Source organism: Rathayibacter sp. AY2B5, assembly GCF_002931645.1.
Taxonomy (GTDB): domain Bacteria; phylum Actinomycetota; class Actinomycetes; order Actinomycetales; family Microbacteriaceae; genus Rathayibacter.
This window is the reverse complement of sequence record NZ_PSUE01000002.1, coordinates 148,076-174,853: the sequence shown is the minus strand read 5'-3', so window position 1 is coordinate 174,853 and position 26,778 is coordinate 148,076. Positions and strand designations below refer to the sequence as shown.

Sequence of the window (26,778 nt, the reverse complement as noted above, 5' to 3'; positions counted from 1 at the left end):
CTATTCATGCTTGCCAGTCCTCCTCTACGAGGGGTGCACCATTGAGCTCGTCGCGGCGCGATCGCCAGTCCGGCAGATTGCGGTCCATCAGCGCCGCGAAGCGCGCACCGTGGTTTCCGTCGAAGTAGTGCGTGAGCTCGTGCACCACGATGTACTCAAGGCAATCGGGGTGCTTTTTGGCAAGCTCGACGTTGAACCAGAGGCCGTGGGTTTCGCGGTTGCACGATCCCCATTTCGTCTTCATTTTTCGGATGGTCCACCGCGGGACGGTCACGTCGAGACGCTGCTCCCACTTGCTGATCAAATCAGGCAAGGCGGAGCGAAGCTGATCGCGATACCACTGTTCGAGATAGGTGCGGCGCTGCTCAACTGAGGCTTCCTGCGCGACGTACAGCGTGAGCCGATCGCCGTCGACCTCAACATGCGCGCGTCCGGGTCGTTCGACTACTTTCAGCCGCTTCCGGAGCCCCCACACGTAGTGCGACTCGCCCGTAACCATCTCACGAACGGACTGGCGCGCGGCGCTCTGCAACTCCTTGCGCTGACGTCGAATCCAGGCGAGGCGCTGAATGACTGCGAGTCGGATGTGCTCGTCGTCGAAGCCCAACGGCGCAGCGACGCGAATTCGACCCGCGGGCGGGTAGACGCCGACGTGAAGATGCTTGATGTCCTTGCGGATGATGTCGACGTCGAGGCCGCGGACGGTGAGGTACGCGCTAGCGGTACTCATCGCGCGACCTCATGAGATCAAAGACCGCCTCGACCCGGGCATCGCCGTCGGGCAGCGAGCGGGCAATAGCCTGCTTGACTTGCTTCCGCTTCATCGGATTGTCGACCCAGTCGTGCTTCTTCACGTTCCGCACAGTGGAATCGATCACGAACGCGAGGTCGGCGTCGTCGTCGAGCGTGTCGATAAGCGCCTTCTGCCCACCGTGTTTCGCCCACGTCGGGTAGCTCTTGCCGGTTTCCTTGTTGCCGAGCTGCTGCGCGGCATCGAGGATCTTGGCGAGATAGGCCTCGTAGTCGAGCGCCTGTTTGCGTCGTTCTTCGAGGATCGCGTCGAGCAGTTCGCTCATCCGGTCGTAGAACTTCGGGTTCAGCGCGTGTTCGTCGATGATGACCTTGCGCATGTTGTTGATGATGGTCTCGGCGACCGCGTCCTTGCTCTTCCTGATGCCGGGCGGGAGCTTGTCGATAGCCGCGGGACCGAGCTTCACGATCAGGTCGATAAGCCCCGTGTCTTCGAAGTTCGACACCACTTCCGACGCGCCCGCCTTGATATAGGTGTCGAGCAGGAAGCGCATGTCGGCTTCGTAAGCCTTGAAGTCAACGTCTTCGCCAGCGGCGAGCTTCACTTCGGCACGTACGTCGCTGTAGTGGGCGATCTCCTTCTTGATCTTCTCGACGTCTGCAGGGCTGTAGCCGGCCTCAGCCATGTCGTTGGCAATGTTTGCGAAGGCGCGTGTGACCGCCGAGACCGCCTTGTAGAGTTCGACGCGCTTCGGCTCATTGGCCTTGATCTGATCGGGGCTGCCCGCGTCCTTCGCGACGAAGTACGCGCGGTATTGATCCGTGCCCTTGGGCGGGAGCACCGGCTCGCAGAGCGCGCGGATCCGCTCCAGGGCGTCGTCAAGATCATCCCGAGCCTTGTCGATGCGGTCTGTCAACAATCCCTCGATGTCTTGCTTCTCATACCCCTCGAGTGCGCCCGAGGTGTAGTCATTGATAGCGCTTTCGAGTGAGTTGAACAGGTCCCGGTAGTCGACGATGTAGCCGTAGTCCTTGTCGTCGCCGTCGAGGCGGTTCACGCGGCAGATCGCTTGGAACAGCCCGTGATCCTGCATCTTCTTGTCGATGTAGAGATAGGTGGCGCTCGGCGCGTCGAAGCCTGTGAGGAGCTTGTCCACCACGATCAGCAGCCGCATCTGGCCCGGCTCCTCGACGAACTGCTTCTTGACCGCGGCTTCAAACTCTTCGACGCGTCCCATGGCTGCGTCTTCGGATTCGTCGAAGTAGTCGGCCAGCATGCGGCGGTAGATGTCGTACTGCGCGAGCTTCTCGGTCTTGCCCGCGCCCGCATCTTCTTTCGAGATCTCCGTGACGTTGGGCTGATAGCTCGTGACGATCGCGCACTTGCCTTTGAAGCCCGCGTTGACGAACAGGTCGTAGAACTTGCATGCCTGATAGATACTGGCGCCGACGAGCATCGCGTTGCCGCGGCGATCCATGAGCCGCGGCTTCGTCTCCATGTCGAGCAGGATGTCGGCGACGATCTGCTCTGCACGGGACTTGCTGGAGACGACCTTCTGCATGGTGCCCCAGCGCTTCTTGAGCTCGGCGCGCGAGAGGTCGGTCATGCCCTTCGTCTTCGCTTCGAACCACTTATCGACATGCGCGGGCGAGGTCAGGTCCTGATCGATATCGCGGGCCTCATAGCGCAGGTCGAGCACGACGCCGTCGCTCACGGCCTCATTGAACTTGTAAGTGTGGATGAATGACCCGAAGGTCTCAATGCTGGTCGCCTTGTCGGCTTTCAGGAGCGGCGTGCCGGTGAAGCCGATGAACATGGCGTCGGGCAGGAGCTGCTTCATGGCGCGGTGCATCTTGCCGGACTGGGTGCGGTGGGCCTCGTCGACGAAGACGAAGATATTGCCCTTGGCGCGGAAGTCCTTCGGGAGTGCGGCGCTGAGCTCCGCGATGTAGTCGTCGGTGTCGGCGTCAGTGTTTTCACCGCTGTCGCGGAACTTGTGAACGAGCGAGGCGATGAGCCACTCTTCTGATGTGTTGAGCGTCGTGATGAGGTCAGCACCGCTCTTGGTCCGATAGATGGACTCGTTGACTCCCTTGAAGACCTTCTCGATCTGATCATCCAGTTCGGTGCGATCAGTGATGATGAGCACGCGTGGATCGGTGCCTACCTGGGACTCGCGGATCCACTTGGCCAGCCACACCATCGTCAGACTCTTGCCGGAACCTTGGGTATGCCAGATGATGCCGCCCTCGCGTTGGGCGATGCGCTTCTGCGCTGCCTTGACGCCGAAGTACTGGTTGTGGCGCGGACCCTTCTTGACGCCTTTGTCGAAGACGACGAAGTTGTGAATCAGTTCGAGGAAGCGGTCTTTCGCGCACATCTGCAGGAGGGCGCGATCCAGTGGCGAGTCGACGTCCGACTCTTCCTTCCACTCGAGCCAGTACTTCTCGGCTGTGTCGATGACGCCGTAGCGAAGCCCTTCGGCGTCGTTGCCGGCGAACAGATACTGGACGGTTGAGAAGAACGGACGGATGAAGTCCTTGCTCTGGTTGCCGATGGACTGCCGGATCCCCTCGGTAAGGGACACCTTGGAGCGCTTAAGCTCGATGACGCCGAGTGCCAGCCCGTTGACGTAGAGGACGATGTCCGGGCGCTTGGTGTGGTGACCGAGAACTGTGACCTCTTCAGCGAGCGCAAAGTGGTTGGCGGACGGAGTCTGCCAGTCGATGAGCCAAACCGTCTGCGTTGATTCGCCAGCGGCCGCCTTGACCTTTACGCCGTAGCGGAGCAGCTGGTAGACGTCCCGGTTCGCCTCGTACAGGTTGTGGCCGACACCAACGGCGGCCGCCTTCTCGAGCTGCTCAATCGCGCGAGTGATGAGCGCGTCGTCGTAGTTCCGAGCGCGCAGGTTCTGGCTGAGGAGCTCGGCTTCGATGCCATTCGTCCGGTTGCCGTCGTGCCAGTCTCCGAGGTACTCATAGTCAAGCTGCTCCGTGAACAACTTCACGATGCGATCCTGAGTCCTCTTTTCGATCTGTCCTACTGTGCTCATGACGCGCCCCCTGCGTGCTCCACTGTTGATTCATCTACCCAGCGCGCGAGCACGCTCAGCGCCGCCAGGTACTCAAGCGCAACTTGCTCGGAAAGCTCCTGGTCCGCCTCATGCGAAAGCGGATTGCGAATACCCGCAAACACGCCCTCGGCAAACGCCATAGCGCCACGCTGCAGCGACCGATAGGTGTCGCTGTCTTCAGGCGACATCCGCCGCAGGCGCGACTTCCCGAGTTTCGCTTCATCGAGTGAGAATGACTGCTTGAAGAGATCTGTTTCGCTGACGTCCCGACGGCCAACCTTGTTCTGCGTCTCCGCATTGAGCTTGGTTGCGGCGTCGCGTACAGCCTGCACGAAGTGACCTGACTGCCACAGCGAACGCGCACCGCTCCAGATCCACGGGTGCAGGTTGGCTGCAGAGACCGCTGGTGCATCGTCGCCCAGGTTCTGCTTGATCTCCTCGGCCCGCACGAGTTCCTCGCGTGCACGTATCGCTGCTTCGCGATGCTTCGCCCAGCGGTTGTTGGCCATCTTGCCCGTGACGTCTTCGCGCCAGTTCGGCAATATGCGTTCGAGGATCTTCTCGATGACCTGAGCCTGCTTCGCCACCTCTGCGTCTGGTGCTGCTGTGGCGTCCTTGTTCGAGATGCTCACCCAGCCGTCACCCGACGAACTGGCGTTGCGCATCACGGTCTGCTCAATGAACTTGTCGAGCTGCTCGATCGCCCAGGCGGTGTTCAGAGCACTCATTCCGCCGCCTCCACGGGGAGGTGCACGCGACCCGTGAGGAGGTGCTGCATCATGCCTTGCTTGATCGCTCGGGCCTTGGCCAGACGCTCTCCCAGCTGGTCTATCTCCTGATCCACGTCACCTAGCGTTTCTGCGATCGCAACCTGCTCAGGCAAACTCGGCAGCGACGCGACAAATCCCTCGATATCCCCGGGCCTCAGATTGTTGATACTCGACCCTGACAGCAGGACATCGAGCCAGTTTCGGAATACGTGGGTCCGCATCAACTCGGCAATGTACCTCGGGCTTGCGACCGACTGATCCGTCCGGAACGCGCCCATGAACGCCCCAAAGGTATAGTGCGGCTCGCCTCTTTTTGGTTCGAAAAGCGCCGCCTTTCCCACTAGGGCCCGACTACCGTTGGCCATGCAGATGACGATGTCTCCGGAGGCAAGAACTTGCGCCGAAGACACACGCCGTTCGTGAACGAACTGAAGCCCACGCCGAACGATTTGACCGTCCTGCACGTTGTTGGACCGCAGGAGCCGAACTGTGAACGACTGGTCGCTCGACGACAGGTCTGCGTCCGGCTCATAGGCCACGCCGCGAATAGCCTTTCCAAGGCTCCCGAGTCGGGCCTCTGCCCACGGAGCGGTATGGCCCGGAAGGCGGACTCGACCGGAGAGAAGATCCTGTCGCATGCCATGCTTGATCGCCTGCCTCTTGGTGATGAGGCCCTCCAGCGCGACAACCAGGTTGTCGGCGTCATCAAGCGCTCGGGCGATTGTCTTCTGCTCCTCGATGCCCATCTCCGGAACCGGCGTCGACCGTACCTGCACAAGACTGATCTGCGGAAACGCCTGTCCTGTGACAATCGACTCGTAGTACTCCCGCATCGTGTCCTGCGAGAGGAAGTGATAGACGTAGCCGGGGTCGAAGTTTCGATCCTTGATACGGACCCTGGCGATGTGCTGGTTGATATTGGCTGATCCGATACCGGCGAGCCGCACGACTCGGCCCACGTTGCCGGTAATTGTCATGAGGATGTCGCCGTCCTTGACGCGGCTGCGACGCAGCGACTGGTCGGCCGCCTCAGAGATGAACATCGACTGACGCATGTCCAGCCCACGGCCGGAGACGCATTCGCTCCGAAGGAAGGGCACACCGAAGGCCTGCCATTTGTAGCCGTAGGTCGTCGGCGTCGCCCCCTTCGTGATGAAGGTTGAGATTTCTCCGAGAGTTTTCGGCGCCATCAACGAACCCGCATCGCCGCGAGGTGCGCGGCCACCTTCGCGTCGAGAATGGCGAGACGTGACTCGAGGTCACCGACCGTTTCCCCGTAACGCTCACCCAGTGCACGCACGCGGCCGACGAGTGCGAGGGTGAGGTTGCTCACTGCCCCGTCGATGTGCTCAAGCAGAATCGAGTGCCATTTCTGATCCAGCAGAAGCTCCTGCACGTCACTGTCGGTGAGGGCACCGTACTGACGCAGCGTCAGCTCGTCGAGCTCCGTCTGAGCATCCTTTGCCGCCTTCTTCGCGGTGGCTTCATTGCCGTAGAGGCTGATCAGATGGTTCAGCGCGGCGATTTCCTCCTTGTCGCCTGAGCCCTTGATCTCGCGCAGACGTTTGGCTGCCAACACCTTCGAGATCTTCTCGTCATCCATGGCCTCGGCAAGCAGGCCGTCCTCGACAGCATTCTCTTCGACGTACTCCTCGACGGCGAGGGCCGCGTCGTCAGCGGCGACTTGGAGCTCTTCGACCTTCGCCCTTTCGGCGGCGAAGTATCGGGACACTACGAGGGTCGGCGGGATGAGGTCCATCTTGAACTTCTTCTTGGCGCGCCCGCTGCCGATCTCCAGGTCTGCGTCCTCGGTGAGTTTGCGCTCCTTGTCCTCGATCGTGGGGCGAGGCTTGGCAGCGCTGGCCCACGAGCCACCGTTTCCGAGTTCGGTCATGAGCAGATACACGTCGTCATGCATCGTGTCGTTCCAGTAGCTCATGAGCTGCTGGTAGACGTCGTACTCGTCCAGCAAAGGCATGTCCTTGAACCGAGCGAGCAGATCGTCGCCGAGGGCTTGAATCAGGTCGTTCGGCATAGTCTCGGCATCGATCGCGAGGAGCGCCGAGCGGTGCACTTCGAACCATTCATTTACGACCGTCTCGACGTCCGTGCGGATGAACTCGAGACCACTGCGATTCAGCGCGTAATCTTGCACGTCGGCCGGGTCTACTGTGAGCTTCGAGTAACCCTCGCGCAGCGGCTCGAAGAGAGCGTCCTTCAGGGCTGGTAGTGCGTCCCAGTAAGTCTGCAGCGCGTCGATGTCGCGGTTCGGAATGCCACCGTGCAGATGTGCCGACAGATCCTGAAGATCCTCTGGCTCCGAGCTATCGATGTAGCGCGGGATGTTGAGGTTGTAGTTGTTCTTCGGGTCGGCGATCTCGCTCATCGGCACCATGCGCGAGTAACCATCGATCGGCAACTGACGGTTGAAGGTGTCGACGATCTTGTGGATGTCCTGGTCTCGGAGTCGGTTCTTGTTGCCGTCCTTGATGAAGCCCTTGCTGGCGTCCACCATGAAGACGCCCGTGCGGCTAACAGCGTTCTCCTTGTCGAGCAGCACGATGCACGCGGGGATTCCCGTGCCATAGAAGAGGTTCGTCGGCAGACCGATGACGCCCTTGATGAAGCCGCGCTTGAGAAGTTCCCGGCGGATGTTACCCTCCGCGTTACCGCGGAAGAGCACGCCGTGCGGCAGGATGACGGCCGCCTTGCCCTCGGACTTCAGTGATGTGAGGGCGTGAAGGAGAAAGGCGTAGTCGCCGTTCTTCTCAGGTGGCATGCCGTACTCGAACCGGCCGAAGTCCTCTTCGAGTCCGTTGCTCCACGACTTAATGGAGAACGGAGGGTTCATGACGACGTAGTCGAACGTCTTCAGGCTCTTGCCGTTGGTGAGCTGCGGGCTCGGGCTCGTGATCGTGTCGCCCTTGAAGATCTCCGCAGTCGCGTTGCCGTGTAGGATCATGTTCATCCTGGCTAGTGCCCAGGTCGCGTTGTCCTTTTCCTGACCGTAGATCGTCATCCCGCGAGGAGCCTCCGCAGCGGCCTTCAGCAGCAGAGATCCAGAACCACACGCTGGGTCGTACACGGTCTCGTCTTGACTAGTCGAGCTACCGATGCCGACAACCTTGGCGAGCACGCGGGAGACCTCGGCAGGCGTGTAGAACTGTCCCTTGCTCTTGCCCGACTCCGTGGCGAAATGGCGCATCAGGTACTCGTACGCGTCGCCGAGCAGGTCGTCGCCCTCTGCCCGGGAACCACGGAAGTCCAGGTCCCGGAAGATCGTTACGAGCTTCGAGAGGCGGTCTTGCATCTCCTTGCCGTTGCCGAGCTTCTCCGGGTCATTGAAGTCAGCCTGATCGATGACGTTCCGGAGGCCGTTGGCGTCGGCGAGCTTGCCGATGATCTTGTTGAAGCGGTCTCCGATCTCCTTGTCGTTCTTGGCGGCGAACATGTCGTCGAACGAGCCACCCTCAGGCACCTCGATGAGACTCTCGGGATCCGACTTCGCTTTGTCCGAGACGTACTTCATGAACAGCATCGTCAGGATGTAGTCCTTGTACTGGCTCGCGTCCATGCCGCCACGGAGCTGGTCGCAGCTTGCCCACAGCGAGCTATAGAGGTCCGACTTCTTGAGAGCCACTACCACGTCACCACCTTCGGCGACCGGTCGGTCGCGGTGCGCTCGGCAACGTTCCGCCCGGACGGGCGCTTCGATTGGCTGAATGTGGCTCGAGTCATGCTGTGTGGTTCCTCCTACGCGCGTCTGTGCGCGCACTACAGTTACGTCCCCCGGGAGACTGCTCTCAGGGTATCGGGGCAGACGGACATCGCCTTGAATGCGTCCAATCCGGGGTGGCGCGATCGGGAGCGTGGCTCAACAGGTCGCATATACCTATCGTATATTTATACGCTGACCTGGTGTTTTATGCTAGGCCTTCGTCGGCATCTGGCTCCACCGCACTTTTGTCACGGCCAACCGCGCTCTTATCCGTGGACGCCTCGCCGCCCGGCTCATCTCCTTCAAGCACACTGTCGAGCATCGAAGGCTCGATGACGCCGTCGGCGGCAATCTCCGCAGGCAACGCGATGAATGCCTCGAACGCAGCTGACGACCCTTCGTCAAGCGGAACGAGGGCTTGGATTGCGGTACGCACGAGCCCGTCGAGCGGAGGGTTGCTGTTCGTGACAGCAACCACCGTGGACAACTCAAAGTCAACCGTGGCGTGCGTGCCGGCCGTCGGAACGATGGCTGTGGCCCGCACGATGCGCCCTGCATCACCGAAGGACTCCGCCATGCTGACCGTACGGTCGTCGGCGGTGATGTCGTCCGTTGCAAACACCAGCTGACTGCGCCCATCATCAAAGCGCACCTCAGTGATGCCCAGCGTCGGCGCACGTTCGAGCAGCACGGAAGGAGCGATACCGTCTTGCTTGTGGTCCGCCGACAGCTTGGTGATGCGCTTGCGCTTCTCGGCGAAGTGAGCGTCGAAGGTCGGACCAACGAGCCGCAACAGATCGTTCTCGAGGCGCCAGTCGAAATCGGGCTCGTCCGGTTCACGTAGGCGACCGTCTCCGGGGCGGATCCAGGCAGCCTTGGCCGTGAAGCGGTCCACGTTGGCGCGGATCAGTCGACTCAAGTTTGCAGAGTTGGTCGACGCCCCCAACGCGAAAATGCGATCCAAGGAGACGTCGTTCCCGAGGTTGCGCCAGAATGCCCAGTCGTCAATATCGAGCGTGTCAAACAGGAGCGACAGCTCGTTCGCCCCGATTCGAACCCCGGGTTGGAACTGGCCCGGGTACTCGTCCGGGCGCGCGCCGCCCGCGATCCAATAGGTCTGGAGCAGGTACTCAAGCGACTTCGCCTGCCGCGGATCGAAGTCTTCCTGTGAAGTCTGCGCGGCGTCCCCTGTAGTGCTGGCCTCACCGCGCGATGCGCCCTGTAGTCCGCTGGAGATTCGGGAGGTAACCTCAGCCGACTTCGCACGCCCAAAAAGGCCGCGCGCGCCCTTCGCGACGGCGCTGGTAACGACTGACTCGCCACTGCCCTCGCTGGCCGATCGATTCAGCGTGTCGAGTCCAGAAGAGTCGACGACGAGCGTATTGCGGTCCTTCGAGGCCTCCGCCAGCACGGGCGCCTCGTCGCGTCCCTCGAGTTCTCCCAACCCGACCACCATCGAGCCGGTTGGCAGGTCCCGCTCAACGCTGTCCGCGATGAAGTCGGGATGGTCCGGGAAGCGGAGAAAGACGCGCCGCTCAGGGTTCGACCCGTCGCGCCACTCCATCGTGATATCCGGCGCGAACGAGTGATTGAAGAAATCCGTATGGCGGATCGTCGCGCCCGAGTGGAGCCCCTCGAGGTAGTGAGTAATCACTTGCTTGACGCCACCCACGGTGTCGGCCCATGAGACGCGACCAAGGGCGTCGCCCAATGCTGCCTGAATTGGCTGATCTACCTGAGTCATGCCCCAGCCCTCGTGATCTGCGCGCTAATGACAGCTGCTCGGTCCAGGTCCGAAAGCATGAGGAGCTCATGTTTGTCGGAGAGGACGAGCAGCCAGAGAGTCTCGGCCACCTCGGCACACACCGTATCGTCGACTGCCGACGTTGCCTCGCCCACATCGACTCCAAGCGCCTTCGGCGCGTACTTGATGACCGCGTCTCGGACTGCCTCGGCCGTTGTCAACTTGGTCCAGGAACCCTGCGAAAAAGGGTGCCAGGTGATCCACATGAACTGCTCGGTAAAGCCCGGGATCTCCTGACGGGCGCGGTAACAACGTGCGAGGTACTCCTCGTACATCGGACCTTGCTTGCCAACGGTGCTGTAGTTCTTCACCTCGGCCATGAAGGTCTGGTTGGCGAGCGGGCCACCGCGAAAGACGCCGCCCATGTCGTACACGAACGAGGAGTTGTCGTGCCACTGAAACGCAAGCTTCTTGCGCGCAGCTTCCTCCCGGTAGATCCACTGGACATCAACGCGCGTGGTTGCTTCGAGCCATCGCTTGGCCTTCTGGACGCCCTCTGCGCCGACCGCATGCGCCTCTTCGCCAAACATGACACGAGCATATAGATCGGAATGTCGCGCCCGCGGCAACGACTCGGAAGCCGCGTCCTCGTGTCCAGATATGAAGAGGGCGGCGACCGCTCCAGCCGAGAGCGCATATAGCTCTCGAGGCTGGGCAGTCGCCGCCGTCGCGGATGAGTTGGTGTGAGTCAGGCGGCCTCGGCGGCATCGCCGTCTACGGGCACAACTCGGGTCTCCTCCACCTCCGACATCCGTTCGAGGAGCACCATCGCCCAGACGATCGCTTCCCAGTAGTCGGGATAGGTCGCCCGGTTGCGGTACCAGGTGGGGTCACCTGCCGTCCGCACCTCGACGCGGTAGCGCCGGGGCGAGAGCAGCAGATCGCGTGCGGCCGTCGGCACGTCGGTGTCGGCGCCGTTGTCGTCCGGCAGGCCCACGATGACCGCTTCGCCGACGAGCATGGCTCGCTGACGGGCGGATGGGACGTGGTACCACCAGAGGAACGAGGCCCGGCTGTTGAACGGCAGGTGCCGGAGCAGCCCCGACTCGTTGACGTAGACGGTGACGCCGAGGTCGTAGAGATCGACGGCCTCCATGAGCCCACCGACGGTCTCCGCAATGGCGTTCGGTACCGAGGTGTCAAGCTCGCGCAGCGGTTCCCCGACCTCGGCGGGGATGACGATGCCGGTCACCATGAGCGCGTCTCCTTGCTCAGGTGCTCGGCGCAGGTATCGAGCGCTTCGATGCGGACGTCGACGCCGTCGATGAGGACGCCGTCGATGAGCATGGCCCAGAGCTTCGCCTCGAAGATCGACGTGAAGCGGAGCGGGGTGTCGGCCCAGTGGTGCTTGTCCGGGCTGATCTGCACCACGAACTCGTGGTGGTCCATCAGTGCGTGGATCAGCCACGGCAGGGACTTGCCGCCCTCACCCGACTGCGTGCCGACGATCACGGCGTCGCCCAGGAGCAACGCCTTGTCGCGGTGCAGTCCGTGGTACCAGCGCAGCGTCGTCGCCCGAGAGTTGAACGGGCCGGGGTGGTGCTGCACTTCGCCGTTAACGCAGATCGTGGCGTCGATGCCGTCGAGTTCAATGGGCTCGATCCAGCCGCCGGTGACTTCTTGGAAGTCCCGGAGGCCGGCGAGCTCTTCGAGTCGAAGATCACCGCCGCCGTCTTGCGGGATGACGATTCCGAGAACCATCGCTCCCACCTCCTTACTGTTGTCGCGGCCGAGAACCAGTTGGTTCTCTGACGAGCCGCGGGGCAGCAACGAGGCAAGTTGTTGAGGGCAGCCGCCCAGGGAGAGCACGCTGGCTGCGCACTGCGATCCCCGGGCAAGCCGCCCCTCGCTCCGTTCCCCACGACGGGGAGGGAGTCTTCGTCAGGCGGAGCCCGACTTGGTACGCGGAGCCTTCACTCCGGTACCGCCGAAGATGGCCTCGATCGCGTTCTGCTTGGTCTTGGCTTCGCGGTCGATCTCGGCGCGCACCGTTTCGGCCCTGGCGAGGACCTTGGGGTCGGACTTGCCGGTCTCGACCCAGACTTCGAGGGCGATCCGGATCTCTTCGGTGACGGAACGGTCGTTGAGCTGGGCGATTACGTCCAGCTGCGCCCGCAGTCCGTCGGCGATACGCACCGCGAGGGTGCGGATCGGGCCGAGTGCCGTGGAGGGCACGTCGGCGGGTGTGTTCTCACTCATGGTGAGCCTCCTCATCGGGAGCGGCCGGCGAACCTGGTGGTTCTCCTACGAGCCGCATGCCGACGAGGACGTCGCTGAGTATGAACCGATGAATTCTCGCGTCAATCTTCCGGTCGCGAGCGTTGTAAAAACTACGGCGGATCAGGGCTTGAACGCATCGTGGTCATGCTTCATAGTCAGGGGCAACTATGGCGCGATGGGCATCCAGCACCAGTTCCGATTCGATATCGACCCTCCAGCGAGGTCCTGTTTCCTCGGTGCGTCGATTCCTTCCGATCCGAGCTGGTGCTGGCTTCACCATCGTCGAGTTACTCATTGTCATCGTCGTCATCGCGATCCTCGCTGCCATCACGATCGTTGCGTATAACGGCATCACGAAACAGGCAATCGAGGCGTCAATGAAGTCTGATCTCCGGGGCGCCGCAACGGCACTCGAACTGGACAACACGAAGAACGGCAGCTATCCGGCCGATGCGGGATCGGCGAACACCGGAAACGGGCTACAGGCCAGCGGTGACAACTCCTTGGCCTACCGGCGAACCTCGTATGGGTACTGCGTTGCCGTTGAGTATCCAGGAATCTCGTCGCCACTACGGCTGCGAAGCGATACCGACACGTTCGATGTCGGACGATGTGACGCGGCTGCAATCGTATGGACTGCTCACGCCGCTCCGGCTCCGCACCTTTGGCTCGACGTCGCGTACGGCAATGGTCGCTTCGTAGCGGTAGCAACCAGTACCGGTGAGATCGCGACGTCTACGGACGGCGCTTCATGGGCCATCACTCAGGCGCCGAACGTCAACTACTGGAACTCGGTCGCGTACGGCAACGGTCGCTTCGTCGGACTTGCGAACGCGGGCGGCAGCGGCTCCATCATGACGTCGACAGACGGCATCTCCTGGTCCCCACATGATCCGCCAGCCAACACCTACAGGTTCTCCGACATCGCCTACGGGGGTGGCCGTTTCGTCGCGGTGGGATTCGACGGCACGAACCGAATCATGACCTCAACCGACGGCTTGAGCTGGACAGCAGTCGCCGCACCGGAACAGAACAGTTGGCGCTCCGTCACCTACGGCAACGGCCAGTTCGTGGCGGTGGCGTCTTCCGGAACCAACCGAGTCATCACATCGACGAATGGCACCTCATGGACGGCACGTGCGACGCCAGAACAGATGACTTGGAGCGATGTGTCCTACGGTAACGGTCGCTTCGTTGCCTTGGCGAGCTACCCCAGCACAAAGAACATCCTGACATCCACCGATGCCATCACGTGGACAGCAGCCACCGTGAACGACCAGAACAGCTGGAGCTCCATCACCTACGGAGATGACCGCTTTGTTGCAGTAGCGGGGGGCGGCGGCACGAACCGAATCATGACCTCGACCGACGGGAGTACCTGGACGACGGTCGCGGCACCCGAGCAGAACAGCTGGAGCTCCGTCGCCTACGGCAACGGCTGCTTCGTTGCCACGGCTTCGAACGGCACCAACCGCATTATGCGATCGTGCGAGTAGCAATCAAGACAGAGAACTCAATGTATGAAAGACACTTGTAGAAACCAACCCCGCAGCGGCTTCACCATCGTGGAGCTTTTGATCGTCATCGTGGTCATTGCGATTCTGGCGGCTATCACGATCGTGGGCTACAACGGCATCACGAAGCAGGCCGTCGAGGCATCGATGAAGTCCGATCTCCAGACCGCGGCGACAGCCCTCGGGACAGACCACGCCCTGGCCGGACGCTCGCTACCCAGATGACGCGACCTCAGCGAACGACGGACGTGGCCTCAAGAGCAGTGGTCAGAACGCGCTAACTTACCGCAAAACGTCCTACGGCTTCTGCATCGCCGTGGAGAACGCGTCCGTTCCGGCTTCACCATTAAAGCTCCGCAGTGACCGCGGAACGATCGAACCGCTCATCCGCGAGTCCTACCTCGCCTCGGGACGCGTTCCACCCGCGCAATTGCTCGTGCGAACCAACGTCCGCGTCGGCGGTGAGCACTTCACCGTCAACGTTCCGGCCGATTGGGACAGCGGCGACGAAGACGGCCTGATCGAACTACTCACCGATCTCCGACTGCCAGAGGACGAGGCCCTGCAGGCGTTTCTCATGCTCCCAGGCGTGAGCGTCGGGGCCGACAACATCATGGAGAGTTTCCACGAGAGTTACGTCAGCGCCTACCCATTCATCGAGGATGCGGTGCGCGACCTCGCCGAGATCGACAGCCTCGAACTCGCAAGCTACGAAGCCACCGAGTCCCGGTCGATCCCTGACAATGCCGTCACCATCGACTACTCCCTGATCGAAGATCACATCCGAGAAGGCTACGACCTCATTGAGTGGAAGGGACGCACCTATGTCTTCAACAAGTGAGGTGAGGGCCGCTTCGCAGACCGAGGAACGAGGTAGAAATTACGACGGTCATGCACCCCCGTTGCGGGGCGCTGAACCTGCCGTGGAAGCCACCGAAGGACTGGACTTCCTCGGCCGGAAGAGCGTTAATCCGGAGGACCCAGCCGAAGGAAGGAGCCCCATGTCGAACCAAACCAGCCATCCATCAGGTGTTTTCAGCGCCGCACCGCCACCGTTGAAGCCCATCGTCGTTGAACTCGACGAGAACGAGATCACGACGTACGGAACGCCCAACATCCTCGAAGGAGCTGACGCACCACCGGGCTCACGAGCCGTGACCTACCTGCGCGTCTCAAGCAAGGGACAGGTCAATACCGACTACGACCCCGAGGGGATCTCGATCCCTGCTCAGCGCACATCGTGCCAGCGGAAGGCTGAACAACTGGGGCTCACCATCGTTGCCGAGTATGTCGAACCGGGCCGATCCGCTACCGAGATGACCAAGCGCGTCGCGTTCCAGGAGATGCTCGAACGCATCCGCCGTGAGCGCGACGTCGACTACGTCATCGTCTACAAATTGTCCCGCTTCGCCCGAAACCGCACCGACGACGCCATCGTCATGGCCGACCTCCAGAAACGCGGCGTCACGCTCGTGTCAGCGACCGAGTCCATCGACGCCACACCAGTCGGGCAACTCATGCACGGCATCCTCGCCGCGTTCAACGAATACCGCTCCCGTGAAGACGGCGCGGACATCGCTTACAAGATGGCCGCGAAGGCCAAGAACGGTGGCACGCTCGGACGCGCGCCGCTCGGCTACCTCAACGTCACCGAAAACATCGACGGTCGCAAGATCAATACGGTGGCCATCGATGAGGAACGAGCGCCGTACGTCAAGCTCGCATTCGAGATGTTCGCAACCGGAAATTGCACGTACCAGGACATCGCCGACGAGCTCACCGAGCGTGGCCTCCTGACGCGACCTACGGCTCGTCGCCCAGCTTGGCCAGTATCTGACACCAAGATCCAACAGATGCTTCGCGATCGCTACTACCTCGGCGAAGTCACATACAAGGGCGAAACCTTTAAGGGCCGTCGTACCCCGTTGATCGACCCCGACCTCTTCGATCTCGTCCAGGGCATCCTCGATACGCGAGGAGTGTCCGGGGAACGGCGTCGTCGCTACACCCACTACCTCAAGGGCAGCCTCTGGTGCGGGCATTGCCGTCTCGAACGCAACGTCAACCGGCGCCTCATCCAACAGCGCAGCATCGGCAGACATGGCGGCGAGTACTGGTACTTCTTCTGCCGCGGCGTGCAGGACGGGACCTGCGATGCGCCCTTCGCAAACGTCGACAACATCGAGGCCGCCGTCGAGGAGCACTACAAGCAAGTCGAGTTGAGCCCGGACTTCATTCGCGTGGTCCGCGAACAACTCGAAGCAACCCTCCGCGATGAGGCCAAAGCCGAACACCTGCGTCGGACACAGCTCGAAGACCGGCTTGTCGCGCTACAGGCGATGGAAGACAACCTGCTTGACCTCGCGGCTGATGCCTCGCTGCCCCGTGAACGCATCCGCGAGCGACTGCGCGACCTGGCCCGCGAACGCGAAGCCCTTTAAGAGCATCTCAGCGTAGCGACCGCCGACCTGAACGCAGGCCGCGCTCACATCGACACCTTCCTCGAGCTACTCACGGACATCCGAGCGCTCTACATCGCATCTAGCGATGAGGTGCGCCGTGCGCTGAATCAGGCCATCTTCAACAACCTCTACGTCGCCAACGACGACGTGATCGGCGACGACATCAAACAGCCGCTACGCGAGCTTCTCGCGGCGCAGCGCGGCTGGATGACATACACCGCCGATCTGGGGCGCCCAGCCGCCGACACAAGCGCTCAAGCCGAGTCCACGCGCCGCGCAGGGCCGAAACCAAAAGAGACCGCCCGTGTGGGCGGTCTCTTGGGATTAGATCTGTCGGGACTTACTGAAGCAATCCTCACCGGCATCTACGAAGATGGTGATTCGAGTAAGACTCTTATGGTGGATCCGAGGGGATTCGAACCCCTGACCTCTTCATTGCGAACGAAGCGCGCTACCAACTGCGCCACGGACCCGTGCCTTCCGAGCCGTCACCAGCCCGAACAACTCGTCCACACTAGCACGGACGAGCAGTCGCCTCGCACTCGCGTCAGGCCCCGCGGCGGCGCTGCAGCGCCTGGTCGAGGTCGATCGCGTCGACGCCGTCCACGACGCCCATCGCGGCGAAGCGGGAGGAGGGACGCGGCGCCTCGGGAGCGGGAGCGGCGGCACGCGGGACGCGCAGCGGCGCCACCTCGGGAGCGGTCGCGGCGGCTCGCTGGGCGAGCTCCGCCTCCGCCGCGGCGGTGCGCAGGCGCTCCACGGCGTCGATCGACGCCATCGCGGAGGCGGCGACCGTGCCCCGGGAGAGGTAGAGCGGCTTGGGGAGCGGCTGCGGCGTCCAGCTCGCACGGTCCTCGGCGAGCTCCTCGGAGGCGTCGTCCGCCGCCTCCTCGGCGAGCTCGGCCTCGAAGACCTCGGCGCGCCGGCGCTCGGTCGCGGCGGCCGTCGTCGCTGTTGCGGCCGGAGCGGCGGCGCGGCCGCGACCCGGCGCCAGCAGTATCAGCGTGCCGAGCCCCGCGACGGCGAGGAGCAGGCCGACGAGCGGCACCGCACCCGTGCCGCCGAAGGGCAGCATCACGAGCCCGACCAGCGCGGCGACCGCCCCGACCAGCACGGCCAGCGCGGCGCCCTGGCGCCAGCGCAGGACCGAGGGCCCTGACCGCGTGCTCCGCCGTGCGCTCGCGGTCGCCCGTCGCAGCGCGTCGCGCGCCGCCTTCTCCGCCTGTGCCAGCTCCATCGCCTGTGCCTTCTCTTCGGCTCGTCGTCGTGTCTCGGTCACCCGGAGCCGGCGCTGCTGCAGCGCCACCTCGCGGGCCGTCGCCTCCGCACGCACGTGCTCGGGCACTTCCGCGGTCTCGGCGAGGATCCGCAGCGTCTGCTGCAGCCTCACCGCGTTGCGCTCGGTCGCGTTGTAGGACCGCCTGCGCATCCACGTGGGGATCAGGTAGGCGACCCACAGAACGGCGGCGAGCGCCCAGACGACGCCCCCGCCCAGCCAGTCGCTACTCATGCGGACAACGCTAGGAGCACCGGGCACTCCCGTCCGTCATTACGGGTAGGTGTGTCCGTGCGGATCGCGGATCAGCCGGGGCCCCGTCGGAGGGACACCGGCGCCGTCGGAGGGTCCGGAGAGACCCGAGCGGCGGGAGGCGCGGAGGTCCGCGTCGGTCGGCACGCCGACCTCCGACGGGACCTGCCCGTCGAGGTAGCGGCGGAGCACGCCGCGGGGCACCTCCTCCGCCACGAGGGCGAAGCAGAAGTGGTCGCGCCAGTCGCCGTTGATGTGGATGAAGCGCCGCCGCAGGCCCTCGTAGCGGAAGCCGAGCTTCTCGACCACGCGCAGGCTCGGCCGGTTCTCCGGGCGGATGCAGATCTCGATCCGGTGCAGGCCCAGGTCGAGGAAGGCGTGGTCGGCAGCGAGTGCCACGGCGATCGGAGTGATCCCCCGCCCGGCGTAGCGCTCGGACACCCAGTAGCCGATCGACCCGGAGGAGAGCGAGCCGTACCCGATGTTCGAGATGTTGAGCTGCCCGGCGAGCTCGCCGTCCCAGTCGATGAGGAACGGCACTCCCCCGCCGGCCCGCGCGTTCTGCTGCAGCGAGCGGATGCTGGCGCGCACGTCGAACGCGGCGCCTCCCCGGGGGTCGGACGCCTCCCACTGGCGCAGCCACGACCGGTTCGCGATCAGCTCCCGCTCGAGAGGGCGGGCGTCGCGCACGCGGATGGGGCGGACGGTGACACGACCCTCGGTGAGCGTCGGGATCGGGAGCGGCATGATGCGACCCTACTGCTCCGCCGCACTGCGGGAGGGGGACTGGACTCCGCGGCGTTCCGTGCTTCTGTGGAACGGAGGAACGGACGGGATCCCCCGCCTCAGCAGGGGGTCCCGTCCGTTCCGGAGGCGCGCTCGCCGGGGCTCAGAGGCCGGCGACGAAGTCCTTCAACCAGGGCTTGAGGTCCTTGCCGAGGTCGTCGCGGTCGGAGGCGAGCTGCACGATGGCCTTGATGTAGTCGAGCTTGTCGCCGGTGTCGTAGCGGCGGCCGCGGAACACGACGCCGTAGACGCCGCCGAACTCGGCCGGGTCCTGGGCCATGCGCTCCAGCGCGTCGGTCAGCTGGATCTCGCCGCCCTTGCCCGGAGCGGTGTGCTCGAGCACACCGAACACGTCGGGCTTCAGCACGTAGCGGCCGATGATCGCGAGGTTCGAGGGGGCGTCCTCCTTGGAGGGCTTCTCGACCAGGCCGGTGATCCGCACCACGTCGTCCTCGTCGGTCGCCTCGACCGCCGCGCAGCCGTAGAGGTGGATCTGGTCGGGGTCGACCTCGAGCAGCGCGACCACCGTGGTGTCGCGCTGCTCGGCGACGTCGATCATGCGGGAGAGCAGCGGGTCGCGGGCGTCGATCAGGTCGTCGCCGAGGAGCACGGCGAAGGGCTCGTCGCCGACGTGGCGCTGCGCGCGGGAGACCGCGTGGCCGAGGCCCTTCGGCTCGCCCTGACGGACGAAGTGCACGTCGGCGAGGTCGCTGGCGTACTTGACGTGCTCGAGCTTCTTGTCGTCCTTCTTCTGGGACAGGTTCTGCTCGAGCTCGGGCACCGAGTCGAAGTGGTTGGCGAGCGCGTTCTTGTTGCGACCGATGATCACGAGCACGTCCTGGAGGCCGGCGTCCGCCGCCTCCTCGACCACGTACTGGATCGCCGGCTTGTCGACGACCGGCAGCATCTCCTTGGGGATGGCCTTCGTCGCCGGCAGGAAGCGGGTGCCGAGACCTGCGGCGGGGATGACTGCTTTGCGGATTCGAGTGCCCATGGGGCGCCATCCTAGCGGCGGGGGAAGTCGCGGGAGTTTCGCGCCAGCACCGGCGACGGAAGGCGCCGAACCCCGTTCCGGGGCGGTCCGTGACGAGCGTCCCTCAGGGTCGTCCGCGCGGAGGCCGGCGCGGGGCCCGGTTCTAGACTGAGCGCATGCCAGCCGACATCACGCACGAGAAGCGGGCGCTGCGCGCCGAGCTGCGCGAGCGCCGCCGCACGCAGACCTCGACCGCTCGCGACCAGGCCGCGGAGCAGATCACCGCCCACCTGATCGAGCTCGCCACCCGCGTGGGGGCCCGCTCCCTCGCGTGCTACCTCTCCGCTCCGGACGAGCCGAGCACCCGGCCGTTCCTGGGCTGGGCCGAGAGCCACGGCATCCGCGTCCTCTTCCCCGTCTCGCGCCAGGACGGCCTGCTCGACTGGGCGGTCGGCGACGGCCACACCGAGACCCAGGGCCTGTTCGGCATGCCCGAGCCGGTCGGGCAGCTGCTCGGCCCCATCGCGATCAACGACGTCGACCTCATCGTCGTCCCGGCCGCCACCGTCGACCGGCAGGGGATGCGGATGGGCTGGGGGCGCGGCTACTTCGACAAGACCCTCGGCTCGATGGAGAAGTGCCCTCCGGTCTACGCCGTCGTCTTCGACAGCGAGCTCGTCGACCGGGTGCCCAGCGAGGTCCACGACCAGGCCGTCGACGGAGTCGTCACTCCCTCCGGCATCGTCGACCTGCGCCACTGACCCCGTCCTCCTTCTCCCCCACCCGCCTCCGAGGAGCCCCCTGTGCCCACCTACTCCTACCGCTGCACGCAGTGCGGCAACGCCTTCGACATCCAGCAGAAGTTCACCGACGACACGCTCACCGAGTGCCCGAGCTGCCAGGGGGCGCTGCGCAAGGTGTTCAGCGCGGTCGGCGTGACCTTCAACGGCTCGGGCTTCTACCGCACCGACTCCCGCTCCAGCGGGAAGTCGAGCGAGGGCGGCTCCTCCTCCTCGGGATCCGGCTCGTCCGGCTCGGGCGCATCCGGCTCCGGCTCATCCGACTCGTCGTCGGGCTCCTCGGGATCGGGCGGCTCCTCCTCCGGATCCTCGGGTTCATCGGGCTCGGGCGGCTCCTCGTCCGGCTCGGGGTCCTCGGGCTCCGGATCGTCCTCCTCCTCGTCGTCCTCGGGCTCCTCCGGGTCCTCCTCCTCGGGTTCCTCCTCAGGGAGCTGACCCGCCACCCACCGCTCACGGCAGAAACGGAACGATCATGATCAACGGCTTCAAAGAGTTCATCCTCCGCGGCAACGTCATCGACCTGGCTGTCGCCGTGGTCATCGGCGCCGCCTTCACGACCATCGTCAACGCGATCGTGACGGGGATCTTCAACCCGCTCATCGGCGTGATCTTCGACGCCTCCTCCCTCGAGGCCCTGGTCTGGCCCATCCGACCGGGAGAGAACGGCGAGGACCCGACCGTCATCGCCTACGGCTCGGTCGTCTCGGCCCTGATCCAGTTCGTGATCGTCGCCTTCGTCCTCTACTTCGCGTTCGTCCTGCCGATCAACCACCTCAAGAACGCCGCGTTCGCCAAGAAGGCCGCCGACGCCCCCGCCGCGGAGGACAAGGCCCCCACCGAGCTCGAGCTCCTCTCCGACATCCGCGACCTGCTCGCCAACAACGGCACCGCCACCACCGCGAACTCCGGCAAGCACGTCGACTGAGTTGTCCTGTCTTCTTCCGCCGGAGGCGGAAGAAGACCGCGGTCGGCTTCCCGATGGAGAGCGTTCCGTGGAGCGGTGTGCGAACAGTGCGTTCGAAACGCTGGCACGCGTTTCGGACGACACCTGCACCCTCGGCAGGTCGCCTATCGGGGCCTTCAGCGTCTCCGGCGGGGACTGATCGTTCCTGTGTCCACGCCTTCATCGGACATCGCCGGGCATGAGGCGGAAAGCGGTCGATCAGCTAGGCACCGGACGGACGCGATCGTCCGCAGGCACCGGACGGGGAGCAGCCGGTCACCGTCGCCGGGTCCGACGTGAGCGGTCGCCGGACAGCGGCGTGACGCGTTCGCTCGTCGAGGCGGGGCGCGGCGAGGTCCGAGGTCGTCGACGGGTCGAGAGCCGACTCGCGGATAACCGACCGGTCCGGCTGACGTCAGTAGTGCGGGGGGACGTCCTGGCGCAGGCGCGCGTCGTTCGGGCCGGTGTCGGGGCGCGCGGGCGGCGCGGAGGGGTCGGCGATCGGAGCGTCGTGCGGGGACGGATCGGTGCCGGGCTTCGCGGGGAGCGTCGCCCGCCGGCCGCCGCGGGTGCGCCGCAACGGGCGGTCGGCACCCGCGGGGGCGTCGGGATCCGGCGCCACGATCAGTCGCGCGGCAGCGGCTCGACGGGCTGCGTCTCCCCCGACGCCGGAGCGGCGGCGGCAGCAGGAGCGGCGGGAGCAGCAGCGGTGGGAGCAGGAGCCTCGCCGGCGGCGGGAGCAGGGGTCTGCTCCTCCCCCGCGGTCGCACCGATCAGCCCGGCCACCCGCGCGGCCACGGCCTCGGGGTCGGCGAACAGCTCGAAGTTGTGCACCCGCAGGTAGTGCCAGCCCAGCCGGCGCAGCAGCTCCGGACGCAGGCGCAGCGACACGCGCAGGCTCTGCGTGCTCACGTCGCGGTCGGTCTCGACCACCACAGCACGGGTCCCGTGCGCGGCGACGAGCGCCAGCTTGCCCTTGTGCCCGATGTTGACGCGGAGTCCGCGGCGCTCGAGGCGCGCGGCGAGATCCACCAGCATCGGCTCCGAGTAGTCGTCGCGGTCGCTCGGCTGGACGCGGTCCTCCGCCTCCTGCAGCACCTGCGCGAGCGCGACCATGCCGTAGCGCATGCGCGACTCGTCGATGTCGCCCGGGCGGAAGCACGAGACGATGTCCATCGAACGGCGGGCACGGGTCATCCCGACCGCCAGCAGGCGCTCTCCGCCCGGCTCCGCGAGAGCGCCGAAGTTCGACAGCAGGCGGCCGTGGGGCGTCCGGCCGTAGCCGATCGAGAAGATGACGCGGTCGCGGCTCTGCGCGACCGACTGCTCCAGCGTCACGACGGCGAAGGGCTCGGGTCGGTCGCCGAGGATGAAGTCGCTCAGATCGGTGCGCTTGGCGAAGGCCGTCAGCACCGCCTGCTGCACCCGCACGGCGTGGCGAGGACTCGCGGTGATGACCATCAGCGACTCGCGCGGACGGATCACCGCGTGCTCGAGCACCAGCTCGACCACCTTCGCGACCTCGGCGTCGACGGACTCGACGGCTCCGGAGTCGTTCTCGGGCATGCCGTGCCCGCTCGCGATGTAGTGGAAGCGGAGCGAGTCGTGTCCGAGGAACGAGCCGGCCCAGGGCAGCGAGTCGATGCGGCCGCCGTAGAAGCGGCGGTTGACCAGCTCGGCCAGGTCCTCGCCGCCCGCGCGGTAGCTGCGGGTGAGCGTGACGGTGTTGAGCAGCTCGCCGAGTCGGGCGAGCGCCGACTGGGCGTGCAGCGCCTCCACGTCGGTCCGCGAGGCGGTGGAGCCGAACTCCGGCGTCTCGTCGACGCGCAGGCCGAAGGGAGTGGGGGTCTGCGTGACCGGGTCGCCGAACGCGACGACCTGCTTCGCCCGGCGGATCGCTCCGACGTTCTCGGCCAGCGTGGTCGCCCCGGCGTCGACGAGGAACACCGCGTCGAAGGTCGTCTCGGTGCCGATGCGGTGCACCTCGTACGGCGAGGCGAGCCAGGCCGGAGCGAGCACGCGCGAGAGGTGCGGAGCGGCCTTCTGCAGCTCCTGAGGGGTCGTCGCCGCCTCGGTGCGCAGCAGCGCGCGCAGCGCGTCGCGCTCCTGCGGCCAGTCGACGAGCCCGATCTTCCAGGTCTCGGAGAGCTTCCAGGCCAGCAGCTCGGCGCTCGAGGCGGCGTGCGCCTCGTCGACGAGCTTGAAGTCGGCCTCGAGCCGGTCGAGCACGCTCGTGTTGCCGCCGAGCAGCGCACGCTCGTCGGTCAGCATGATCTCGAGCGCCGAGCGCCACCAGGCCAGGTCCAGCTCGCCCGCGACCAGCTCGGCCGGCACGTGGCGGCGCGAGAGGTCGGTGAGCAGCGGGTCCAGGCCCCAGTCGCGCAGGGTGGCGAGGAGGGTCGTCCGCTCCTGGAGGTTGGCCAGCACCTCGCTGTCCTCGGCGAGGCCGGACACCATCGAGGCCAGCTCGGCGAGAGGGAGCGAGGCGAGCTGCAGGTTCGTCCCGCGGCGGCCGAGCGGCTCGTCGAGACGGCTCAGCTGGTCGGTCACCTGCTGGTAGGCCACCTGCACGTCGGCGACGCCGACCGGGACCTCGGGGATCGTGCCGGCGACCGCGTAGCGCTGCCACAGCGTCCGCTGCTGCTGCACCCGGCGGAGCGCCGCGTTGAGGTCGGTGACGTGCGCGCCGGGACGCAGGTACTCGCGGGCGAGCTTCTTCAGGCGCCGGCGGTTGGTGGACGACATCTCGGCGGCCTCGCGGCGCGGCGAGGTGGCGACGATGAGGTCCTGGATCGAGCGGTCGAAGACGGCCGGCTGGAACTTGTCCAGCGTCTCGCGGACGTCCTGCAGCAGGCGCAGGTAGATGCCGAGCTCGGCGACCGACTCGAACGGGCGCATCCGCGTCTGGCCGATGACGTCCTGGGCGCGGTCGAGCAGGCGCGGCAGGTCGCGCAGGTGCAGGCGCTTGGCCAGCTCGTGGGCGATCTCGGCGTCGGCGGTGGAGTCGAACTGGGCCCCGTACCAGGGCGAGTCGCCCGGGCCGTAGCGGAACTCGCCCAGGCGCGCCGACTCGATCAGCATCCGGGTCGCCTCGGGGCGGCTGTGCGCGAGAGCGGTGACGGAGCGGCGGTCGAGGCGGGCGGCGGTCGACGGGGGCGTCCGCAGCTGCGAGAGGCGGGCGAGCTCCTCGAGGGCCTGCAGCGCCGAGACGCCGAAGCTCTCGTCGCGCCGGGAGAGCGCGCCGCGGTAGTCGAGCAGCACCTTCCGCAGCCGGAGCAGGGCGTCGTCGATCTCGCTGACGGAGGGGCGCGCCGCCTTCTCGTTGCGGCCGATCGACTGGATGAGGTCGCGGCGGAGCGTGCGGGGCCCGACCGCGATGCCGCCCAGGCCCGCCGAGAGCAGGCGCTGGTGGATGCTGTCGAGGCTCGACCTGCGGGCGCTGACGACCAGCACGCGCTTGTGCTGGGCGGCCAGGGCGCCGATCGCGTTGACGATGGTCTGGGTGCCGCCCGTGCCGGGGAGGGTCTTCACGACGAGCGAGTTGCCGGCCGCGATGTTCGCGATCACCTGCTCCTGCTCGGCGTCCGCGTCGAGGAGGAGGTTGTCGGTCGCCGGAGGACGCTCGTCCTGCGGGATGATCGACGCCACCTTCTGCGACTGCTGCAGCGCCCGCTTGGCGGCCGGGTTCCCGGCGACGGCGTCGAGGACGGGGTGCTCGAGCATCCGGGCGTCGCGGAGCATGTCGCCCGCCACGTCGGCGAAGCTCGAGACCACGAGGCGCGGGTGCACGGCGAACCACGGCAGGTGCGAGGTCAGGCCGCGCAGCTGGTCGATGACCGGCTGCGGCTTGAAGACGCCGTTCTGCACGGCCAGCTCGACGAACTGCTCGGGGTCGATCGTGATGCCGAACTGCTGCTTGAGGGCGCGCGCGAGCTGCGGATTGAAGTAGGGCTGGCCCTTGAGCTTGAGCTCGAAGTCGCGGCCGTAGCGGCGGATGGCGAGCGGGCGCAGGAGCACGGGTGCGGTGAACTCCGTGTCGCCGGCGCGCCACTGGGCGAGGCCGATGGCGAGGTGGACGCCCTCGATGCCGCGGACCGAGCGCAGCTCGATCCCCTTGTCGGTGATCGCACCCGCGGCGTTCTTCGCGGTGCGCAGGGCGAGCTCGTCGCGGATGAGCGAGGAGAGGAGCGTCGTCTTGCCCGAGATGAACGGGGGCAGCCCGCCGGGGTGCGTGGTCGAGAGCTCGATGCGCGTCCGGGGCGAGTCCACGAAGTGGAGCAGGGGCGACGGACCGCCGACCTTGGCGAGCTCGTCGCGCCACGACTGCCACACCGGATCGGCCACGTTGCCGCCCTGGTAGCCGGCCTCGCCGCTCGTCACCTGCACGGGAGAGGTCGCCGTCGGGGAGAGCCGATGCGCGGACGCCTCCCCCTGGTCACCGGATTCGGGTGAGGTCGCCACCGGTCCGGCTCCTGGGAAATCGTCGACTCGTTGCACACGGACACCCTAAACCGGGCACCTCCGAAAGGCCGTAGCGACGCGGGTCGGCGGCACGGCACCTCCGTACGGCTCACCGGGCCGGAGCATCGGAGGAACGCGGAGCCCAGGGTCGGATCGGCGAGCGCGCCCGCCCGATCGGGGCGGGCGGGGGTCAGGAGGGCCAGACGGCCAGGGGCGGCGCCGTCTCGACCCGGCGCTCGTCGCCGACCACGCGGATCCGGCTGCTCACGCGGTCGTGCCCGGCGGCCGCGGCGACCGCGGTCATGACGAGCCGGGCGTGGTCGCGCGTGAGATGCCCGAAGGCGCTCCGCAGATCGACGGGGCGGCCGGTAGCGAGCGACACGGCGATGCGGGCGACCGCCTCCTCCGAGAGGTCGAGGAGGCACGCCTGCTCGGCGAGGACGGCGAAGTCGATCCGCGGCGCGGCCTCCGTGGCGGCACCGGCCGCCCACGGGTGCTCGGGGCGGAGGCATCCGGCGCGGACGAGGAGCTGCTCCGCGGCTTCGAGGCCGGGCCCGGCGAGGACGGCGATCATGCCGCGGTCCGCTCGGCGCGGCGCCCGGAGGCGCGGACCCCGACGGACACGACGGCCGACAGCAGGCAGGCGACGCCGGCGATCAGCGGCGCGAGCCAGCCGAGGACGCTCACCTCGTCGACGTCCGTGCCGAAGTACTGCCAGTGCGCGATGGCGTAGACGAAGAGGGAGAAGAAGCAGAGCGCGACGCCCGTGAGCGCCGACACCAGGTCTGCCGGACGGACGAGGGGCTCGTGCTCCGCCGAGGCGGCCTGCTCGATCGCGGGCTCGGAGAGGGCGGCGGCCGGGACCTGCGGGAGGGTCGCGGTGGCGGGGTGCTGCGTCATGTCTCGAGGGAACCAGCCGCGCGGTGTCACGGTCGTCACTCGCTGGCATGACGTCCTGAGCCGAGCGGATGGTGG

24 protein-coding genes and 1 tRNA gene are annotated in these 26,778 nt (G+C 65.8%); 7 read left to right on the top strand and 18 right to left on the bottom strand.

The window, feature by feature from the left end; all coding sequences use genetic code 11:
• Positions 1–4: 4 nt before the first annotated feature.
• The 10 genes from C5C30_RS02460 to C5C30_RS02415 form a co-directional block, all read right to left on the bottom strand.
• Entirely contained in the window at positions 5–730 is a 726-nt protein-coding gene (locus C5C30_RS02460; RefSeq protein ID WP_104333111.1) for a M48 family metallopeptidase, read from the bottom strand.
• Positions 717–3,803, bottom strand: a complete 3,087-nt coding sequence (locus C5C30_RS02455; protein ID WP_104333110.1) for a type I restriction endonuclease subunit R — start codon at positions 3,801–3,803, stop codon at positions 717–719. Before C5C30_RS02455 ends, C5C30_RS02460 begins: the two co-directional genes overlap by 14 nt.
• Entirely contained in the window at positions 3,800–4,552 is a 753-nt protein-coding gene (locus C5C30_RS02450) for a TIGR02391 family protein (protein WP_104333109.1), read from the bottom strand. The genes C5C30_RS02455 and C5C30_RS02450 overlap by 4 nt, the downstream gene beginning before the upstream one ends.
• Positions 4,549–5,784: a restriction endonuclease subunit S gene (locus C5C30_RS02445; RefSeq protein ID WP_104333108.1), complete on the bottom strand. Its 1,236-nt coding sequence runs from the start codon at positions 5,782–5,784 to the stop codon at positions 4,549–4,551. Before C5C30_RS02445 ends, C5C30_RS02450 begins: the two co-directional genes overlap by 4 nt.
• The gene (locus tag C5C30_RS02440) at positions 5,784–8,234 is read right to left on the bottom strand and encodes a type I restriction-modification system subunit M (RefSeq protein WP_104333127.1); all 2,451 of its coding nucleotides are present in this window, start codon (positions 8,232–8,234) and stop codon (positions 5,784–5,786) included. Before C5C30_RS02440 ends, C5C30_RS02445 begins: the two co-directional genes overlap by 1 nt.
• Before the next feature lie 283 nt (positions 8,235–8,517).
• Positions 8,518–10,056: a hypothetical protein gene (locus tag C5C30_RS02435; protein WP_104333107.1), complete on the bottom strand. Its 1,539-nt coding sequence runs from the start codon at positions 10,054–10,056 to the stop codon at positions 8,518–8,520.
• Positions 10,053–10,646 carry a hypothetical protein gene (locus C5C30_RS02430; protein ID WP_104333106.1) on the bottom strand — a complete coding sequence of 198 codons (594 nt, stop codon included), beginning with the start codon at positions 10,644–10,646 and terminating at the stop codon, positions 10,053–10,055. The genes C5C30_RS02435 and C5C30_RS02430 overlap by 4 nt, the downstream gene beginning before the upstream one ends.
• Positions 10,647–10,804: 158 nt before the next feature.
• Positions 10,805–11,311 (bottom strand): DUF3846 domain-containing protein, encoded by a 507-nt coding sequence (locus C5C30_RS02425; RefSeq protein WP_104333105.1) that lies wholly within the window; start codon positions 11,309–11,311, stop codon positions 10,805–10,807.
• The gene (locus tag C5C30_RS02420; RefSeq protein WP_146081469.1) at positions 11,305–11,925 is read right to left on the bottom strand and encodes a hypothetical protein; all 621 of its coding nucleotides are present in this window, start codon (positions 11,923–11,925) and stop codon (positions 11,305–11,307) included. Before C5C30_RS02420 ends, C5C30_RS02425 begins: the two co-directional genes overlap by 7 nt.
• A 72-nt stretch (positions 11,926–11,997) precedes the next feature.
• Positions 11,998–12,315 carry a DNA-binding protein gene (locus C5C30_RS02415; protein WP_104333103.1) on the bottom strand — a complete coding sequence of 106 codons (318 nt, stop codon included), beginning with the start codon at positions 12,313–12,315 and terminating at the stop codon, positions 11,998–12,000.
• A gap of 257 nt (positions 12,316–12,572) precedes the next feature.
• Between C5C30_RS02415 and C5C30_RS02410 the strand changes: the two genes are divergently transcribed.
• The 4 genes from C5C30_RS02410 to C5C30_RS02395 all read left to right on the top strand — a co-directional run bounded on the left by C5C30_RS02410 (position 12,573) and on the right by C5C30_RS02395 (position 16,291).
• Positions 12,573–13,832, top strand: coding sequence for a type II secretion system protein (locus C5C30_RS02410; RefSeq protein WP_181131426.1), 1,260 nt, complete (start codon positions 12,573–12,575; stop codon positions 13,830–13,832).
• 24 nt (positions 13,833–13,856) lie between these two features.
• On the top strand, positions 13,857–14,075 hold the full coding sequence (locus tag C5C30_RS02405) for a type II secretion system protein (RefSeq protein ID WP_104333101.1): 219 nt from the start codon (positions 13,857–13,859) through the stop codon (positions 14,073–14,075).
• A 91-nt stretch (positions 14,076–14,166) separates the two neighbouring features.
• Entirely contained in the window at positions 14,167–14,691 is a 525-nt protein-coding gene (locus C5C30_RS02400; RefSeq protein WP_146081468.1) for a hypothetical protein, read from the top strand.
• 160 nt (positions 14,692–14,851) lie between these two features.
• The gene (locus C5C30_RS02395; protein ID WP_181131424.1) at positions 14,852–16,291 is read left to right on the top strand and encodes a recombinase family protein; all 1,440 of its coding nucleotides are present in this window, start codon (positions 14,852–14,854) and stop codon (positions 16,289–16,291) included.
• A gap of 418 nt (positions 16,292–16,709) precedes the next feature.
• Here C5C30_RS02395 and C5C30_RS02390 read toward each other — a convergent pair.
• The 4 genes from C5C30_RS02390 to galU form a co-directional block, all read right to left on the bottom strand.
• Positions 16,710–16,785 (bottom strand) — tRNA-Ala (locus C5C30_RS02390).
• Between the two features lie 74 nt (positions 16,786–16,859).
• Complete coding sequence (locus C5C30_RS02385; protein ID WP_104333098.1) at positions 16,860–17,822, bottom strand: hypothetical protein; 963 nt, start codon at positions 17,820–17,822, stop codon at positions 16,860–16,862.
• A 39-nt stretch (positions 17,823–17,861) separates the two neighbouring features.
• Positions 17,862–18,587: a GNAT family N-acetyltransferase gene (locus C5C30_RS02380; protein ID WP_104223217.1), complete on the bottom strand. Its 726-nt coding sequence runs from the start codon at positions 18,585–18,587 to the stop codon at positions 17,862–17,864.
• 142 nt (positions 18,588–18,729) lie between these two features.
• Positions 18,730–19,620 carry a UTP--glucose-1-phosphate uridylyltransferase GalU gene (galU, locus tag C5C30_RS02375; protein WP_104223218.1) on the bottom strand — a complete coding sequence of 297 codons (891 nt, stop codon included), beginning with the start codon at positions 19,618–19,620 and terminating at the stop codon, positions 18,730–18,732.
• A gap of 155 nt (positions 19,621–19,775) precedes the next feature.
• Here galU and C5C30_RS02370 point away from each other — a divergent pair, with 155 nt between their 5' ends.
• The 3 genes from C5C30_RS02370 to mscL are packed head-to-tail and all read left to right on the top strand — an operon-like array spanning position 19,776 to position 21,324.
• Positions 19,776–20,360 (top strand): 5-formyltetrahydrofolate cyclo-ligase, encoded by a 585-nt coding sequence (locus C5C30_RS02370; protein WP_104223219.1) that lies wholly within the window; start codon positions 19,776–19,778, stop codon positions 20,358–20,360.
• Between the two features lie 42 nt (positions 20,361–20,402).
• Positions 20,403–20,834, top strand: coding sequence for an FmdB family zinc ribbon protein (locus C5C30_RS02365; RefSeq protein ID WP_104333097.1), 432 nt, complete (start codon positions 20,403–20,405; stop codon positions 20,832–20,834).
• Positions 20,835–20,871: 37 nt separating this feature from the next.
• A complete protein-coding gene (gene mscL / locus C5C30_RS02360) occupies positions 20,872–21,324 on the top strand; it encodes a large conductance mechanosensitive channel protein MscL (RefSeq protein ID WP_181131422.1) in 453 nt (150 codons plus the stop codon).
• Between the two features lie 433 nt (positions 21,325–21,757).
• Here mscL and C5C30_RS02355 read toward each other — a convergent pair whose 3' ends face one another.
• From C5C30_RS02355 to C5C30_RS02340, 4 genes are all read right to left on the bottom strand, one after another.
• Positions 21,758–21,964 (bottom strand): hypothetical protein, encoded by a 207-nt coding sequence (locus C5C30_RS02355; RefSeq protein WP_104223221.1) that lies wholly within the window; start codon positions 21,962–21,964, stop codon positions 21,758–21,760.
• Between the two features lie 2 nt (positions 21,965–21,966).
• Complete coding sequence (locus C5C30_RS02350) at positions 21,967–25,803, bottom strand: DEAD/DEAH box helicase (protein WP_374955295.1); 3,837 nt, start codon at positions 25,801–25,803, stop codon at positions 21,967–21,969.
• 190 nt (positions 25,804–25,993) lie between these two features.
• Positions 25,994–26,377 (bottom strand): hypothetical protein, encoded by a 384-nt coding sequence (locus C5C30_RS02345; RefSeq protein WP_104333096.1) that lies wholly within the window; start codon positions 26,375–26,377, stop codon positions 25,994–25,996.
• The gene (locus tag C5C30_RS02340; protein ID WP_104226447.1) at positions 26,374–26,703 is read right to left on the bottom strand and encodes a hypothetical protein; all 330 of its coding nucleotides are present in this window, start codon (positions 26,701–26,703) and stop codon (positions 26,374–26,376) included. Before C5C30_RS02340 ends, C5C30_RS02345 begins: the two co-directional genes overlap by 4 nt.
• Positions 26,704–26,778: the final 75 nt, after the last annotated feature.

What these genes read in the sequence shown, in the direction of transcription:
- mscL (WP_181131422.1), top strand. Translation starts at nt 20,872, where the DNA reads ATGATCAACGGCTTCAAAGAGTTCATCCTCCGCGGCAACGTCATCGAC.
- C5C30_RS02460 (WP_104333111.1), bottom strand. Translation starts at nt 730, where the DNA reads ATGAGTACCGCTAGCGCGTACCTCACCGTCCGCGGCCTCGACGTCGAC.
- C5C30_RS02415 (WP_104333103.1), bottom strand. Translation starts at nt 12,315, where the DNA reads ATGAGTGAGAACACACCCGCCGACGTGCCCTCCACGGCACTCGGCCCG.
- C5C30_RS02380 (WP_104223217.1), bottom strand. Translation starts at nt 18,587, where the DNA reads ATGCCGCTCCCGATCCCGACGCTCACCGAGGGTCGTGTCACCGTCCGC.
- C5C30_RS02370 (WP_104223219.1), top strand. Translation starts at nt 19,776, where the DNA reads ATGCCAGCCGACATCACGCACGAGAAGCGGGCGCTGCGCGCCGAGCTG.
- C5C30_RS02455 (WP_104333110.1), bottom strand. Translation starts at nt 3,803, where the DNA reads ATGAGCACAGTAGGACAGATCGAAAAGAGGACTCAGGATCGCATCGTG.
- C5C30_RS02430 (WP_104333106.1), bottom strand. Translation starts at nt 10,646, where the DNA reads ATGTTTGGCGAAGAGGCGCATGCGGTCGGCGCAGAGGGCGTCCAGAAG.
- C5C30_RS02385 (WP_104333098.1), bottom strand. Translation starts at nt 17,822, where the DNA reads ATGAGTAGCGACTGGCTGGGCGGGGGCGTCGTCTGGGCGCTCGCCGCC.
- galU (WP_104223218.1), bottom strand. Translation starts at nt 19,620, where the DNA reads ATGGGCACTCGAATCCGCAAAGCAGTCATCCCCGCCGCAGGTCTCGGC.
- C5C30_RS02405 (WP_104333101.1), top strand. Translation starts at nt 13,857, where the DNA reads ATGAAAGACACTTGTAGAAACCAACCCCGCAGCGGCTTCACCATCGTG.
- C5C30_RS02340 (WP_104226447.1), bottom strand. Translation starts at nt 26,703, where the DNA reads ATGACGCAGCACCCCGCCACCGCGACCCTCCCGCAGGTCCCGGCCGCC.
- C5C30_RS02345 (WP_104333096.1), bottom strand. Translation starts at nt 26,377, where the DNA reads ATGATCGCCGTCCTCGCCGGGCCCGGCCTCGAAGCCGCGGAGCAGCTC.
- C5C30_RS02445 (WP_104333108.1), bottom strand. Translation starts at nt 5,784, where the DNA reads ATGGCGCCGAAAACTCTCGGAGAAATCTCAACCTTCATCACGAAGGGG.
- C5C30_RS02395 (WP_181131424.1), top strand. Translation starts at nt 14,852, where the DNA reads ATGTCGAACCAAACCAGCCATCCATCAGGTGTTTTCAGCGCCGCACCG.
- C5C30_RS02425 (WP_104333105.1), bottom strand. Translation starts at nt 11,311, where the DNA reads ATGGTGACCGGCATCGTCATCCCCGCCGAGGTCGGGGAACCGCTGCGC.
- C5C30_RS02450 (WP_104333109.1), bottom strand. Translation starts at nt 4,552, where the DNA reads ATGAGTGCTCTGAACACCGCCTGGGCGATCGAGCAGCTCGACAAGTTC.
- C5C30_RS02435 (WP_104333107.1), bottom strand. Translation starts at nt 10,056, where the DNA reads ATGACTCAGGTAGATCAGCCAATTCAGGCAGCATTGGGCGACGCCCTT.